We start from the raw sequence: 14,784 nt of genomic DNA on the forward strand, positions 1-14,784 counted from the left end.
TCTAGGAAGAAAGGGGTTCAGGCAGGCGGTGCTCGGCCTGCCAGCGTGCGGCCCAGGCTGCGCAGCGGCCCACGGGGCGCAGCGGGTCGTCGAAATCCACGACCACCACGTGCGCGGCAGCGCCCGGCGCGGCGGGCTGCTCGAGCGTGCGGCCGTCGGTCAGCAGCCACAGGCACGAGGGTGCGCCCGCGCCCCGCTGGCGGCGCGCCGTGCGCAGCAGCCGGTCGGCCTCGGCCAGGCCCGCCGCCAGCGGCGTGCCGCCACCGCCGCCCAGCGGGCGCACGCGGGCCGTGCCAGCCGTGCGCGCGGGGCCCGGGGCCAGCAGCAGCTCCACCCCCTGGCCGCCAAAACACAGCAGCGCCACATGGTCGCCGGCGCGCGCGGCCTGCTCGATCAGGCGCGCGGCATAGCCCTTGGCCCAGGCCAGGCGCCCGCCCTGGCGCATGGAGCCCGAGGTGTCGAGCACGATCAGGTGCAGGCAGGGCTGCACGGCGCTGGTGGGACGGCGGCGCAGGTGCTCAGGCTGCAGGCGCGCGGGGCCCTTGGCCACCAACGTGCGCAGCCAGTCGACGCTGGCGCCTTCCGGGTCAGCGGGCCGGGCCACGGCCTGCGGCGTGCGCAGCCAGGCATTGCGGGGGGCTTGCCACCGCCAGCCTGCGCTTGCCTTGCCTGTGGCCTGGGGCGAGCGCGGGCCGGGGTGGCTCAGGCTTTTTTTGGTGGCCATGCTCCGGTGCTGCGCACACGCGCCATGGTTTGGGGTTCGGGCGGCAGCGCGCCCCAGTCGCCCTCGGGAGCATCCTGGGCAGAGCCCGCGGCCTGCCCGCTGGCGGGCGAGGGTCTTGACGGTGACGGTGACGGCGATGAAAGCGAAGGAGGCTGTGCGGCGCCCGAGGGCGGTGCCATGCCGGCCGCGCCTGCCGGGCCTGCCGAATTCTCACCGCGGCGGTGCGCCAGCGCCAGTTCGGCCACGGCATCCACATGCTCCACGCGAACGCTGGTTTGCTGATCCAGCGCCGCCAGGGCCCGCGCGGCGCGCAGCATCACCAGGTCGGCACGGATGCCGTCCACGCCTGCGGCCAAAGCCAGGCCCGCTGCATGCTGCACCACGGCGTCGGACCACTCCAGGCCCGCCAGAGCTGCACGCGCACGCACCACGGACGCCACCAGCACAGCCTGTGCAGCGGCATGCCGCGCCACCACGGCGGCCGGGTCGGCCTCGAAAGCCAGCCGCGCCCGCACGATGGCCTGGCGTGTGCCGGCGTCGGCCGGGTTGTGCAGCGCCACCGACAGGCCAAAGCGGTCGAGCAGCTGCGGGCGCAGCTCGCCCTCTTCCGGGTTCATGGTGCCCACCAGCACGAAGCGCGCGGCATGCTGGTGCGACACGCCATCGCGCTCCACCGTGTTCACGCCGCTGGCGGCCACGTCGAGCAGCGAATCCACCAGCGCATCGGGCAGCAGGTTGACCTCGTCCACATACAGCACACCGCCGTGCGCGCGCGCCACCAGTCCGGGTGCCAGGCGCACCTGGCCGTCGCGCAGCACGTCTTCGATGTTCAGCGTGCCCACCAGTTGCTCCAGGCTGGCGGCCAGGGGCAGCGTGACGAAGGGCGCATCGGGTAACAAGGCCGCCAGCGCGCGCGCCGAGGTCGACTTGGCCGTGCCCCGCGGGCCGCTGATGAGCACGCCGCCCATGCCGGGGTCGATGGCAGCCAACAGCAGCGCGCGCTGCAAGGCTTCGTGGCCGACCAGCGCGGTGAAGGGGAATGTGGTGGTTGGCACCGGGGCCAAAGAGACAGGAGTCATGTCAGTTATCCATAGCTATGTGAGCCGCCCAAGGTCCTTGAACCCGGCGCGGCCGAGGCCAGCGCCCCCGCGCAAGGGCCGCCCCGCCGCGCTGGGGGCGTCCCCCTCCCGACTCGCGCAGCGAGACGAGAGGGGGAAGGCGCGAAGCGACTCAGGGGGTGCTTCACTTCAGCGTCCTTCGCCCTGGGTTTCGAGCCGGTGTTCAAGTGCGAGCAGATGCTCTTCGATGCGCTCGCGGTGCTCGCCCGGCTCCGCCCACAGACCGCGCTGCATGGCTTCGAGCAAACGCTCGCCGATGCTGCGCAGGGCCAGCGGGTTGTGTTGTTGCAGAAAATCGCGCGTGGCGTCGTCGTGCAGGTAGGCGTCGGCCACCAGCGCGTACTGGTGGTCGCCCACCACGCCGGTGGTCGCGTCGAAGGCGAACAGGTAGTCCACCGTGGCCGCGATCTCGAAAGCGCCCTTGTAGCCGTGGCGCTTGACGCCATCGATCCACTTGGGGTTGACGGCGCGGGCGCGCACCACGCGGGCGACTTCTTCGCTCAGCGTGCGGATGCGCGGCGCGCCGGGCGTGCTGAAGTCGCCGTGGTAAAGCGCGGCCGGAGCGCCGGCCAGGTGCTGCACGGCCGCGGCCATGCCGCCCTGGAACTGGTAGTAATCGTCCGAGTCGAGGATGTCGTGCTCGCGGTTGTCCTGGTTGTGCAGCACCGCGTCCACCGCAGCCAGGCGCTGCTCGAAGGCGGCGCGCGCGGCCTCGCCGTGGCCGCCCTGCCCGTAGGCGAAGGCGCCCGCGCGCAGGTAGGCCTGGGCCAGGTCGTCCGACGTGCTCCAGCGGCCGGTGGCCATGATCTCTTGCAGCCCAGCGCCATAACCACCGGGGCGCGGGCCGAAAACGCGCCAGGTGGCGCGGCGCTCGGCGTCGTCGGCGGCCATGCCCTGCGCCTGGGCCTCGGCGGCCTCGCGCTGCACGCGCACGCGGATAGGGTTCACGTCGTCGGGCTCATCCTCTGCAGAGATGGCGGCCACCGCGCGCACGGCGGTGTCGAACAGGTCGATCACGCCCGGGAAGGCATCGCGAAAGAAGCCCGACACGCGCAGCGTCACGTCGATGCGCGGGCGGTTGCGGATCGCCATGGGCAGCACTTCGATGTCCACCACGCGGCTGCTGCCGGGCGCCCATCGGGGCCGCACGCCCAGCAACGCAAAGGCCTGCCCGATGTCCTCGCCCCCCGTGCGCATGGTGCTGGTACCCCAGACCGACAGGCCCACCGCGGTGGGAAAGCTGCCATGGTCCTGCAGATGCCGCTCCACCACGCGGTCGGCCGCCAGCGCGCCCATGCCATAGGCCGTGGGCGTGGGCACCGCGCGCGTGTCTACCGAGTAGAAGTTGCGGCCCGTGGGCAGCACATCGGGCCGGCCGCGCGATGGTGCGCCGCTGGGGCCGGGCGGCACAAACTTGCCCGCCAGGCCGCGCAGCAGCTGGCCCATCTCGTTGGGGCCACAGGCATCGAGCCGAGGGGCCAGCACCGTGTGCATGCGCGCTAAAACCGCGGCGCTGTGCGGCCACTGCGCGGCGTCCATGGGCAGGCCCACGATGTGCCCTGCATCGTCCACCGCCAAGTGCTGCTGCACGCACTGCACGGCCAGCTTTTCGAGCCGCTCGCGCGTGTGGCCCACGTGGCGCCAGGGCTCGTCGCCCAGGGCCTGCAGCGCCGCGGGGCGCGGTCCGGTCCACGGTGCGGCCCACTCGGGGTTCAGCGGGTCGAAATCGCCCAGTTCCAGGTCACGGGCCAGCGCCACCAGCAGGCTGCCCTGCCCTGGCGCCGAGCCGCCCGGAAAGCGCGCCAGCGCCACCAGCGTGTCGGTGCGCTGGCGGTCCCGCGGCGAGCGGCCCAGGGTGTGCAGGCCGTCGCGGATCTGCGACTCCTTGATCTCGCACAGGTAGGCGTCGAGCCGGCCGAGCAGCGCCTCGCGCTGCGCATCGTCGGCCGGGGGGGCAAAGCCCAGTTCCTGGTGCAGGCCGTTCTTCAGCACTTGGTCGAGGATGCTCTGGCGCAGCAGCTTGGCGCGGCGCGGGTCGAGCGACAGCGCCTCGTAGTACTCGTCCATGGAGCGTTCGAGCTGCTGCAGCGGGCCGTAGGTCTCCGCGCGCGTGAGCGCGGGCATCAGGTGGTCGATGATGACCGCCTGCGTGCGGCGCTTGGCCTGGCTGCCCTCGCCCGGGTCGTTGACGATGAACGGATACAGGTGCGGCAGCGGGCCCAGGATGGCATCGGGCCAGCACGCGGCGCCCAGCGCCACGCTCTTGCCCGGCAGCCATTCGAGGTTGCCGTGCTTGCCCACGTGCACCACCGCGTCCACCGCGAACGCGCGGCGCAGCCAGAAGTAGAAGGCCAGGTAGCCGTGCGTGGGCACCAGGTCGGCATCGTGGTACGTGGCCACCAGGTCCAGGTCGCGCCCCCGCGCGGGCTGGATGCCCACGAAGACGTTGCCCAGGCGCACGCCCGGCACCATGAAGCGCCCGCTGCGCACGATGGGGTCTGCGCCGGGCGATCCCCACAGGGCGTTGACCGCGTCCTGGCTGGCCTTCGGCAGCGCGCCGAAGTCGGCCAGGTAGTCGGCCATGGCCAAGCTCTGGCCCGCGGGGCGGTCGGCGTTGGCGTCGAGGTTGTTGGTCACGCCCGCCACCAGCTGCGCGATCAGCGCATCGCCGCCCTCGGGCAGATCGCCCGTGGTGTAGCCCGCGTCGCGCAGCGCCTGCAAGATCAGCACGGTGGAGGCCGGTGTATCCAGGCCCACGCCGTTGGCCAGGCGCGCATCGTCGTTGGGGTAGTTGGCCAGGATGAGCGCCACGCGCTTGTCCACCTGCGGCTTGCTGCGCAGCACGCACCAGCGGCGCGCCAGTTCGGCCACGAAGGCGATGCGCTCGGGCTCGGGCTGGTAGCGCACCACATCGACCTCGGTGCGCTCACAGCGCCAGGCCAGGCCCTTGAAGCTGATGGCGCGCGCGCCGATGCGCCCGTCCACCTCGGGCAGCACCACCTGCATGGCCAGGTCGCGCGGCGCCAGGCCATGCGGGTCGTCCTGCCATTGCTCCAGCGAGCAGCCGGCGGTGATGACCTGCAGCACCGGCGCATCGCCCGCCAGGGTAATGGCCTGCGCGTCGTCGTCGTCACTGCCGTCGATGGAGGCCACGGCAAAGCTCGTGGCGTTGAGCACGATGCCCACGCCCTGCGCGGCGGCTATGGCCTGCAGCGCGGCCAGGCTCTCGGGGTTCTTGAGCGAGTCCACGCCCACGGCCAGGGTGTTGAGCCCCACGTCTGCCAGCGCCGCATGCACCGCATCGAACACCGCCGTGTTGCCCGACTGAATGTGCGCGCGGTAGAACACCAGCATCGCCACCGGCGCGTCGGGAATCCACGGCGCCGCGGCGGCCGGGGTGTAGGCCATGACCGGCGGCAGCGGCCGGGGTGGCGGCGGGCGCGGGCCGATGCCGAAGGCCGCATGGCCGATGAGCGCAAAGAACGCCAGCGCGTTGTCGCGCCCACCCTCGCGCAGGCAGCGCCACAGCTGGTGGCAGTCCTCGGGGCTGGCGGTACTGCGCATCAGAAGCTGCAGGTCTTCGATGTTGTCGCCCGAGAACAGGGCCAGCCACTGGCGGTGCTTGCCGGCCAGCGACATCGCTTGCTCCACCACATAGGCCCAGTCGCTGGGGCTGCCCAGGTGGTCGATGACGATCACGCGTGCATGGCGCAGCACGTCGTCCACGTACATGTCGGTGGACGCGGGCTGGCGCAGCCACATCAGGTTGGCCAGGCGCACGCTGGGGAATCCATCGCCCAGGCTGGCCGCCGCATCGGACAGCAGCGACAGCGTGGTGTCGGCCGCGCTCAGGATGACGATGTCGCCGGGCGTCTGCTCCACGCGCACCAGGCCCTGGCCCCCGTCCTCGACGTAGCCACCCGGGCGTGTGGAAAGCAGATGCATGGGTGTCGCCTCAGACGGTGGTGGCAGCGGGTTCGTACAATGCCGATTGCAGTTCGGCCTGCAGGGCCGCAGCGTCCAGGTGGTCGCCGATCACGACCAGGCGTGTGGCGCGCACATCGCCTGCGCGCCAGGCGCGGTCGAAGTGGCTGTCGAAGCGCTGGCCCACGCCCTGCACCACCAGGCGCATGGCCGCACCCGGCAGGGCCACGAAGCCCTTGATGCGGTAGATCTCGTGGCGCTGCACCAAGGCGACCAGGGCCTCCACCAGGCGGGCGCGGTCGGTCACGTCGAGCGTGACGTGCACCGATTCGAACTCGTCGTGGTCGTGGTCTTCTTCCTCGTCGTGGTGGGTCTTGCGGTCATCGATCACGTCTTCCACCGCATGGCCCAGGCCCAGCAGCACGCTGGGGTCGATGCGGCCGTGCTGGGCGTGCACGAACTTCACGCCCGGCAGGGTCTCGCCGCGCACGATGGCTTCGACGCGGGCCAGGGCGTCGGCGTCCAGCCCGTCGGTCTTGTGCAGCACCACCAGATCAGCGGTGGCCAACTGGTCCTCGAACAGTTCGTGCAGGGGCGATTCGTGGTCCAGGTTGTCGTCGGCGCGGCGCTGGGCGTCCACCGCCACCGGGTCATCGGCGAACTGGCCGGCGGCCACGGCAGGCGCATCGACCACGGTGATCACCGAGTCCACCGTGAACACGTTGCGCAGCGCGGGCCACTGGAAGGCCTGCACCAGCGGCTTGGGCAGCGCCAGGCCCGAGGTCTCGATGACCAGGTGGTCGATCTGGTCGCGGCGCGCGGCCAGTTGCTCCATCACGGGCGCGAACTCTTCCTGAACGGTGCAGCACAGGCAGCCGTTGGCTAGCTCGAACAGCTGGCCGTTCTCCACCCCGTTCTCGTCGCAGCCGATGCCGCAGCTGCGCAGCAGCTCGCCGTCGATACCGAGCTCGCCGAACTCGTTGACGATGACGGCGATGCGCTTGCCTTGCGCGTGGGTCAGCAGGTGGCGCAGCAGCGTGGTCTTGCCGCTGCCCAGAAAGCCGGTGACGATGGTGGCGGGGATCTTGTGGACTTGTTGCATGGAGGTCTCCAGTCAGAAAATGGTGGGAGTCAGGATGTGTGGATCAACGCAAGGCTTGCGGCAACCCTGAAAGGCAATCGACCAGCATGTGCGCCGCCTCGCCCAGGCGCGGGCCGGGGCGTGAGAGCAGGTCCATGCGGTCGGCATCGAGCTGGCAGACCTGGTGCTGGCGCAGCGCTCTCATGCCCGACCAGCCGGGCCGCTCCGCCAGGTTCATGAGCGAGGCGGCCGGGCCGATGAGGAGGTCGGGTGCACCGCGCACCACCATCTCGGCGTTGACGCGCGGGAACAGCCCCAGGTCGCCGGGCACGATGTTGACCAGGCCCAGCCGCGCGATGGTCTCGCCGATGAAGCTGGCAGCGCTGGCCGCAGTCGGCCCCACGCCCACCTCGACATACACGCTGCGCCCGCGCAGGTGGGCCGGCATGCGGCGCGCGGCAGCGTCGAGCTCGCGGTCGATGCGTGCCACCAGCTCGGCGGCACGGGCCGATTCGCCGAGCGATTGGCCCACGCTGAGCAGCATGCGCTGGAGGTCGGCATGGGTGCGCGCATCGAACACCTGCACGGGTACGCCCAGGGCCGACAAACGCTCCCCTGCCCTGCTGCGCGGGCCGAGCAGCACCATGTCGGGCCGGAGGGCCACGATGCGTTCGATCTGCGCATCCTGCAGGCCGCCGACCTTGGGCAGCTTGGCGACGGTGCCGGGCCAGCTGGAGTAGCGGTCGGTCCCGACCAGCTCGGCGCAGTGGCCGAGGGCGCAGACGGTTTCGGTGAGGGAGGGGGACAGGGTGATGATGCGGTGTTGTTGCTGTTGAGCGTGCGCCAGGGGTGCTGCAAGACCGCCCAGCAGGCCGAGCACCGCCAGTGCCGGCACGGTGGGGTGCAGCAGGCGGGTGCGGGTCATGGGCAGGGGTATGGGCATGGGTGCGTGCACAGCGTTCGGCATCAAATCAGATCAAATCAATGCTTCATCAGTCCTCGATGCCGCGCTGGGCGGGCACGCCGGCCTTGAAGTGGTGCTTGATGAGGGTCATCTCGGTGACGGTGTCGGCCAGCTCGATCAGCTCGGCCGGTGCGTTGCGGCCGGTGAGCACCACATGCACGTGCGACGGGCGTTCGCGCAGGCAGGTGAGGATGGATTCGAGCGGGATCCAGCCGTAGCGCAAGGGGTACATGATCTCGTCGAGCACGACCATGAAGTGCGCGCCTGCGCGGATGGTGGTTTCGGCCTTGGCCCAGCCGTCGAGGGCGAGTTGTGCGGAGTGGTCGAGGTCGCGGCTCTTCCAGCTGAAGCCGTCGCCCAGGCCTTCGATGGGGACGCCGAGTTGCTCGAACAGGCGGTGTTCGCCGAAGCGGGCGGTGGGGACCTTCATGAACTGGTAGACCTTGATGGTCTTGCCACGGCCGTGGGCGCGCAGGGCGAGGCCGAAGGCGGCTGTGCTTTTGCCTTTGCCGGTGCCGGTGTGGACCAGGATCAGGCCGCGGCGTTCGCCTTGGGGTTTGGGGGTGTCGCGGAGGATGGGGGGGGATTCGATTTGCATGGGGTCTCGTTATTGACCTGGGGCCATGGTTACTTCGGTTGCGGCTTTGAGGGCGGAGGCCGGGGTGTGCGCCCGGCGGCGCAGTAACTTTCTCTTGCGTCGCCAAGAGAAAGTCACCAAAGAGAAGGCGACCCCCAGTCTGCGTCCCCCGCTCGCTGCGCGGGGCCGTTGGCCCCGCTCCGCTCAAACATCTGCGACGAGCTAGATCACGAAGCGTGTGTGTCCTGCGGCACACACGCCCACCCCCGGACCTGCGCTTCTCGGCGCAGCCAGCAGGGGGTGAATACCACCCGGCTGCTGCCTGGGCAGCGGCGCCGGGGGTGGGGGACGCGCTGCGCGCTGCCCACAGGGTGGGTGCGGTCGCACTGCCCGAGGCGAAGGGCTGCGGGTTGATCAAGGCTCCGTAAATCCATGCCTGGTCTCGAAATGACTCCCCGCCGCCACTCCCCACCAGGCCGAAGCGCAGCGAGGCAACCTGGGCCGAGCGAAGCGATGGCCCGTGTGGAGCCCGCTCCCCACCCCTGCTGGCTGCGCCGAGAAGCGCAGGGCGTGGGGTGGGTGCGTGTGCCGCAGGACACACGCACTTCGTGGCCCGCTCCCCACCCCTGCTGGCTGCGCCGAGAAGCGCAGGGCGTGGGGTGGGTGCGTGTGCCGCAGGACACACGCACTTCGTGATCTGACTCGTCGCAGTTGTTTGAGCGTAGTTTGGCCTGCGGCCAAACGCAGCGAGTTCTGCGACGCCACCCCACGACCGAGCATCGCAGGTTGCCCCCATCGCCCAACGGGCGATGGGGGTCGCAGACTGGGGGTCGCTTTTTCTTTGCCTTCTTTCTTTTGGCGACGCAAAAGAAAGAAGGTGCGCCGCCGGGCGCACATCCCGGCCTCCGCACTTGATACACCAACCGAAGCAACAACGAGTCACGATCACAAATCAAACAGCCTGATGCAACCGACGCTCAACGAACGCAGAGCCCTCGAAACGACGCAAAGCCTTGGCCCCCGCCAACACACCCAGATCCACCAGCGGCTCCAACAACACCACCATCATGTAAGCAGCACCAAAAGTACCAATGCTCTCCAGATTCGCAGACCCAACGCCCGCGCCATAAATAGCCCAGAACGCCACCCAGGCCACGATCCCCCCCTGGTAAGCCATCGACAACTTGAACGTCTGCGCATACGTCATGTCCACATACGCCATGCTCTCCGGCACGATGCGCTTGGCAATCGCAGCAGTGGCAAACAACGGCACCAGCAACGTCGTCACATTCATCCCGTACTGCGGCAAATCCTGCTGCGCAAAAAACACGCTCTGGATCAACAACCCCGCGGCCAACCCGATGCACGCAGGCGCAGCCCCAAACAGCAACAACAAAGTAGTGCCCAAAATCAAATGCACCTCCGACACCCCCACCGGGTGGTGCGGCAGCAGCTCGAAGAACGCAAACACCAGCGCCGTGGTGAACACCGAGCGCAACAGCAAAGCCACCACGCCCTCCTGCTTCACCATGTCCACCGCCAGCTTGCCCGCATACAGCAGCGCCGTGGCCCCCGTCGCGTAGCTCAGGAAGATCTTGGTGGTGTCCACCAGCCCGGGTTCGATGTGCATGTCACGACTCCTTGGTTGAAACAAAAAAAAAAACAAAAAACTAAACAAAAAATCATCAGCGCGGCAGCGCCACCCACTGCCCCAGCAGCGCGTGCACCGCAATGCGGTCGTCGAACACAGCCTCCAGCGCGCGGTGCGTGGCAGGCTCATCACAGCCGCCCTGGTGGGTGACACGCCCCTTGGCCATCACCACCAACTCATCGGCCTGCAGCGCCAGCGACACCTCGTGCAGCACGCTGACCACGGTGGCGCCGCCGGCCACCAGGGCGCGCACCGTGTGCAGCCAGTCCGTCTGGTGCGGGGGGTCCAGGTTGGCCAGGGGTTCGTCCATCAGCAGCACCTGCGCCTGCACCGCCAGGGCACGGGCCAGCAGCACGCGCTGGCGCTCGCCGCCCGACAGCTGCGACAAGGGGCGGTCGCGCCAGTCCCAGGCCTGCGTGGTGCGCAGCGCCTGCTCCACGGCGGCGTGGTCGGCGGGCGACGGCGGGGTCAGCCAGGGCTGGTGCGGCAGGCGGCCCAGCATGGCCACGTCGTAGCTCGTGAGGTCGTCGGCCGAGCCTTCGTTCTGGCCCAGCCAGGACAGTGTTCGCGCCCGCTCGCGCGCCGGTACCTGGGTGAGCGGGCGGCCGAGCAGCGCCACCTGGCCGTCGACATGGCCGCGTGGCAGCAGGCCCGCCAGCACCTTGAGCAGCGTGGACTTGCCCGCGCCGTTGGGCCCGACGATGCTGGTCCAGCGGCCCGCGGGCAGGTGCAGGTCGATGCCATGCAGCACCTCGGCGCCGCCCACGCGCGCGGTGATGCCGTGGGCAGTCAATGCCGCGCCAGTCACAGGCTGCCTCCGCGCGCAGTGCGCCGGTGCATCAGCCACAGCAGGTAGGTGCCGCCCAGCGCCGCTGTGAGCACGCCCACGGGCAGCTCCTGCGGCGCCAGCATCCAGCGCGCGAGGATGTCGGCGGCCAGCAGCAGCACCGCGCCCATGAGGCTGGACAAGAGGATGTGCCGCTCGTGCGTCACACGCACGATGGAGCGCACAAGGTGCGGTGCGGCCAGGCCGACAAAAGCGATCAGGCCGGTCTGCGCCACGGCAGTGCCGGTGGCCAGCGCCATCGCGGCCACCAGGCCGGCGCGCATGGGGCCCAGCGGCAGGCCCAGGCTGGCGGCGGTGGACTCGCCCAAGGTCAGGCCGTCGAGCGCACGCGCCAGCACCCAGGCCAGCAGTGCGCACGGGGCCCAGGCGGCCAGCATCAGCGTGCAGGCGATCCACCCGACGAAGGCCGTGCTGCCCAGGATGAAGGCCTGCATGGCCTGCAGGATGTCGGGCGAGGCCAGCTCCACCAGGTCGCGCACGGCGCCCAGCACCACGCCCACGATCACGCCGGCCAGCAGCAGCCGCAGCGTGTGCTGCACGCCCTGGGCCAGCACCAGCGTCAGCACCACGGCCCCGGCGGCCCCGACGAAGGCCATGCCGGTGATGCCGATGCGTGCGATCCACTGCGCCGCCACTGGCGACACGCCGAACATCGCCATGGCCACCGCGCCGCCCAGCGCCGCGCCCGAGGCGCTGCCCAGCAGGTACGGGTCGGCCAGCGGGTTGCGGAACAGGCCCTGCGCCACCGCGCCGGCCAGGCCCAGCAGCGCGCCGGCCAGCCAGGCGCCCAGGGTGCGCGGCAGGCGGATGTCCCACACGATCTGGCGCGCCACGGGGTCTTCGCCCATGTGCACCAGACTCTCGAGCCCCGTGCTGCCGACGGCGGTGCCCAGCACCAGCAGCAGCGCGCTGGCCAGACCCAACCACAGCGCGCACCACGCGGCGCGGCGGGCGCCTGCGGCAGTGGGCATGGCCGGGTGGGGGGAAGGCGTCACCGGGCCTTCTCCACAAGGCACCGGGCCATGATGCGGGCGGCCTCGGCCATGCGCGGGCCGGGGCGCACCACCACTTCGGCATCGCCGGGGCCGAACACGCACACGCGGTTTTCGCGCACGGCGCGCATCGTGGACCAGCCGGGGTACGGCACCATGGTCTGCATGCTGCTGTTGCCGATCATCAGCACATCGGGGTTGGCGCGCACCACGTATTCGGGGTTCAGGCGCGGGAAGGGGCCGAGCGATGCGGGCACCACGTTGCGCACGCCCAGGCGCGTGAGCGATTCGCCGATGAAGGACGACTCGCTGGCCGCATACGGGCCGCGGCTCACTTCGAAATACACCCGCAGGTTGCGCGCCTTGGGCGGCAGCGACTGGGCTGCCGCCTGCACGGCGGCGTCGATGGTGCGCCACTGCCGGTCGGAGCCTTGCGCCCGGGGCACGCCCAGCAGGTCGCTGATGGTGCCCAGCACGCGCCGCACGTCGGCATGGGTCTTGGGTTCGAGCTGCACGACGGTGATACCGAGCGCCTGCAGCCGGTCGCTGGCGCGGGAGCTGACGGACATGAGCACCACGTCGGGCTTGAGGGCCGCGATGGCCTCGATGCTGGGGTCCAGGCCACCGCCGACCTTGGGCAGCTTGCCGATCACCGCCTCGGGCCAGTTGGAATAGCGGTCCGTGCCCACGATGCGGTGGCACTGGTCCAGCTCGCACACGCTCTCGGTCAGCGATGGCAGCAGGCTCACGATGCGCTGGGGCGGCTGCGCCAGCGCAATCTCGCGGCCACGGTCGTCCTGGATGCGCACCGACTGCGCACGCGCCAGCCCCGCCATCAGCAGGCACAGCGCGATGAGGATCGCCACCACCCACAGGATGCGGCGCACGGGGGTCGGCTTCATGCGGCGGGCTCCTTCAAGGTGAGGGGCAGGCCCGCGGTCATCAGCGTGACGCGGGGGCACACCTGGGCCACCTGCTGGTTGAGGGCGCCCAGCGCATCGACAAAAGCGCGCACCTCGCGGCCCAGGGGGATGACGCCCAGGCCGATCTCGTTGCCCACCAGGATGACGGGGCCGGGGGATGCAGCGATTGCTCCTAAAAACATAGCTGCTTGCGCTTGCCAGTTGCGCGACAGGGCCTGTTTTTGCTCCAAATTCATGCTCTCGGCGTCCAAGGGCATCGTCCACTGGGTGAGCCACAGCGTGAGGCAGTCCACCACCAGCAGCGTGTGCGCGGTGCTGCGCTGCGCGATGGCGGACGCCACGTCGAGCGGCTCCTCCACCGTCACGAGGCCTGGCACGCGCTCGGCGCGGTCGCGCTGGTGGCGTGCGATGCGCTCGCGCATCTCGTCGTCCCAGGGCTGGCCGGTGGCGATCAGCACCGCGCGGTGGTCGGCGGACTGCGCCAGCCAGTCGCGCGCCAGCAGTTCGGCGCGGCGGGACTTGCCGCTTTTTTGGCCACCCAGGATGAGCTCGGTGGTGATGGCTTGCGAAGGGTGCGGTGCGGACATGGCCGTCATGATGCCTGCGCACCCAGCAGTTGGGCCACGGCCTCGGGGCTGGAGGGGAACCAGGCGTGGAAGTAGCTGGCGTGGATGCTGCCCTGGTAGTAGAGCGCCTCGCCGACACCTGCCGCCACGGCCTCGCCGGATCGGGCCGTGCGCGCCACCACCGGCGCTGTGCTGGCGGCGGTCGAATAGTGAAACGTGTGCCCGCGCAGCGTGTGCCGCCCGGCGACGGTCAGGTGCTGCGGCCCCAGCGCCGCCAGGCGCTTGTGCATGGTGACGTGGCCGGGCAGCAGGCCCCACAGTGGCGCCGTGGTGCCATCGGCCAGCGTGATGGCGTCGAACAGCGCCATCATGCCGCCGCATTCGGCCCACAGCGGCTTGCCGGCCGCGACGTGCGCGCGCAGGCTGGCCCGCATGGCGGTGTTGGCGGCGATCTGCGCGGTGTGCAGCTCGGGGTAGCCGCCGGGCAGCCACACCGCGTCGCAGTCGGGCACGGCGGCATCGTGCAGCGGCGAGAAATGCACCACGCGCGCGCCCAGTTGCGCCAGCGTGTGCAGGTTGGCCTCGTAGATGAAGCAGAAGGCCGCATCGCGCGCCACGGCCACCGTGCGGCCTTGCAGCAGCAGCAGCGGCACCGCAGGCGGCTGCGCGGGGGGCGCAAAGTCCGTCACCCACCGCTGCAGGTCGGATGCCGTCATCTGCCCCAGCGGTGTCGCCGCCAGCGCGTCGGCCGCGGCGTCCAGCCGCTCCAGGCTGTCGGGCAGTTCGTGCGCGGCGATCAGGCCCAGGTGGCGCTCGGGCAGCAGCGCGCCGGGCTTGCCGGTGCCCGTGGTGGCCGCCGTTGCGCCGGGCTGCACGCGCATCACCGCGCCCATCCAGTCGGCGTCATCGCGCAGGCCCTTGCGCAGCATGTCCGCATGGCGGGCGCTGCCCACGCGGTTGGCCAGCACGCCCGCCCAGCGCAGGCCCGGCCGGTAGTGCTGCAGGCCGAACGCCAGCGCGCCGAAGGTGCCCGCCATGGCCGATGCGTCGATGACGGCCAGCACCGGCAGGCCGAAGCGCTGGGCCAGGTCGGCCGCGCTCGGGTCGCCGTCGAACAGGCCCATCACCCCTTCGATCAGGATCAGGTCGGCCTCTTGCGCCGCGGCATGCAGGCGCTGCGCGCAGTCGTCCGCACCGTTCATCCACAGGTCCAGCTGGTGCACCGGCGCGCCACTGGCCAGGCGGTGCCAGTGGGGGTCCAGAAAGTCGGGCCCGCACTTGAAGACCCGCACCCGTCGGCCCCGGCGCGCATGCAGGCGCGCCAGGGCCGCGGTGACGGTGGTCTTGCCCTGGCCTGATGCAGGGGCGGCGATCAATATCGCCGGACAGCGTGCCGGGGTGACCATTCTTCGGGCTT

The 14,784-nt window shown here is 70.7% G+C and carries 12 protein-coding genes; all 12 read right to left on the reverse strand.

Annotated elements, in window-relative coordinates:
* Position 1 precedes the first annotated feature (1 nt).
* The gene (locus tag ASF16_RS16385; RefSeq protein ID WP_056169538.1) at positions 2 to 724 is read right to left on the reverse strand and encodes a VWA domain-containing protein; all 723 of its coding nucleotides are present in this window, start codon (positions 722 to 724) and stop codon (positions 2 to 4) included.
* The gene (locus tag ASF16_RS16390; protein WP_056169541.1) at positions 703 to 1,803 is read right to left on the reverse strand and encodes an ATP-binding protein; all 1,101 of its coding nucleotides are present in this window, start codon (positions 1,801 to 1,803) and stop codon (positions 703 to 705) included. Before ASF16_RS16390 ends, ASF16_RS16385 begins: the two co-directional genes overlap by 22 nt.
* Positions 1,804 to 1,971: 168 nt before the next feature.
* Positions 1,972 to 5,787 carry a cobaltochelatase subunit CobN gene (gene cobN, locus ASF16_RS16395; RefSeq protein ID WP_056169544.1) on the reverse strand — a complete coding sequence of 1,272 codons (3,816 nt, stop codon included), beginning with the start codon at positions 5,785 to 5,787 and terminating at the stop codon, positions 1,972 to 1,974.
* A 10-nt stretch (positions 5,788 to 5,797) separates the two neighbouring features.
* Positions 5,798 to 6,868 carry a cobalamin biosynthesis protein CobW gene (gene cobW / locus ASF16_RS16400; RefSeq protein ID WP_056169546.1) on the reverse strand — a complete coding sequence of 357 codons (1,071 nt, stop codon included), beginning with the start codon at positions 6,866 to 6,868 and terminating at the stop codon, positions 5,798 to 5,800.
* 43 nt (positions 6,869 to 6,911) lie between these two features.
* Entirely contained in the window at positions 6,912 to 7,772 is an 861-nt protein-coding gene (locus tag ASF16_RS16405) for an ABC transporter substrate-binding protein (protein WP_235507411.1), read from the reverse strand.
* A gap of 67 nt (positions 7,773 to 7,839) precedes the next feature.
* A complete protein-coding gene (gene cobO, locus ASF16_RS16410; RefSeq protein ID WP_056169549.1) occupies positions 7,840 to 8,409 on the reverse strand; it encodes a cob(I)yrinic acid a,c-diamide adenosyltransferase in 570 nt (189 codons plus the stop codon).
* Between the two features lie 931 nt (positions 8,410 to 9,340).
* A complete protein-coding gene (locus ASF16_RS16415) occupies positions 9,341 to 10,018 on the reverse strand; it encodes an energy-coupling factor ABC transporter permease (RefSeq protein ID WP_056169552.1) in 678 nt (225 codons plus the stop codon).
* Between the two features lie 55 nt (positions 10,019 to 10,073).
* Positions 10,074 to 10,847 carry an ABC transporter ATP-binding protein gene (locus tag ASF16_RS16420; protein ID WP_056169556.1) on the reverse strand — a complete coding sequence of 258 codons (774 nt, stop codon included), beginning with the start codon at positions 10,845 to 10,847 and terminating at the stop codon, positions 10,074 to 10,076.
* A complete protein-coding gene (locus tag ASF16_RS16425; RefSeq protein ID WP_056169559.1) occupies positions 10,844 to 11,857 on the reverse strand; it encodes an iron ABC transporter permease in 1,014 nt (337 codons plus the stop codon). Before ASF16_RS16425 ends, ASF16_RS16420 begins: the two co-directional genes overlap by 4 nt.
* A 20-nt stretch (positions 11,858 to 11,877) precedes the next feature.
* Positions 11,878 to 12,780, reverse strand: coding sequence for an ABC transporter substrate-binding protein (locus tag ASF16_RS16430; RefSeq protein ID WP_056169562.1), 903 nt, complete (start codon positions 12,778 to 12,780; stop codon positions 11,878 to 11,880).
* Entirely contained in the window at positions 12,777 to 13,397 is a 621-nt protein-coding gene (locus ASF16_RS16435; RefSeq protein ID WP_056169564.1) for a bifunctional adenosylcobinamide kinase/adenosylcobinamide-phosphate guanylyltransferase, read from the reverse strand. Before ASF16_RS16435 ends, ASF16_RS16430 begins: the two co-directional genes overlap by 4 nt.
* Entirely contained in the window at positions 13,394 to 14,773 is a 1,380-nt protein-coding gene (locus ASF16_RS16440; protein ID WP_056169568.1) for a cobyrinate a,c-diamide synthase, read from the reverse strand. The genes ASF16_RS16435 and ASF16_RS16440 overlap by 4 nt, the downstream gene beginning before the upstream one ends.
* Between the last annotated feature and the right edge of the window lie 11 nt (positions 14,774 to 14,784).

Origin of the sequence: Acidovorax sp. Leaf78, from assembly GCF_001422735.1 — a bacterium.
Classification (GTDB): Bacteria; Pseudomonadota; Gammaproteobacteria; order Burkholderiales; family Burkholderiaceae_C; genus Acidovorax.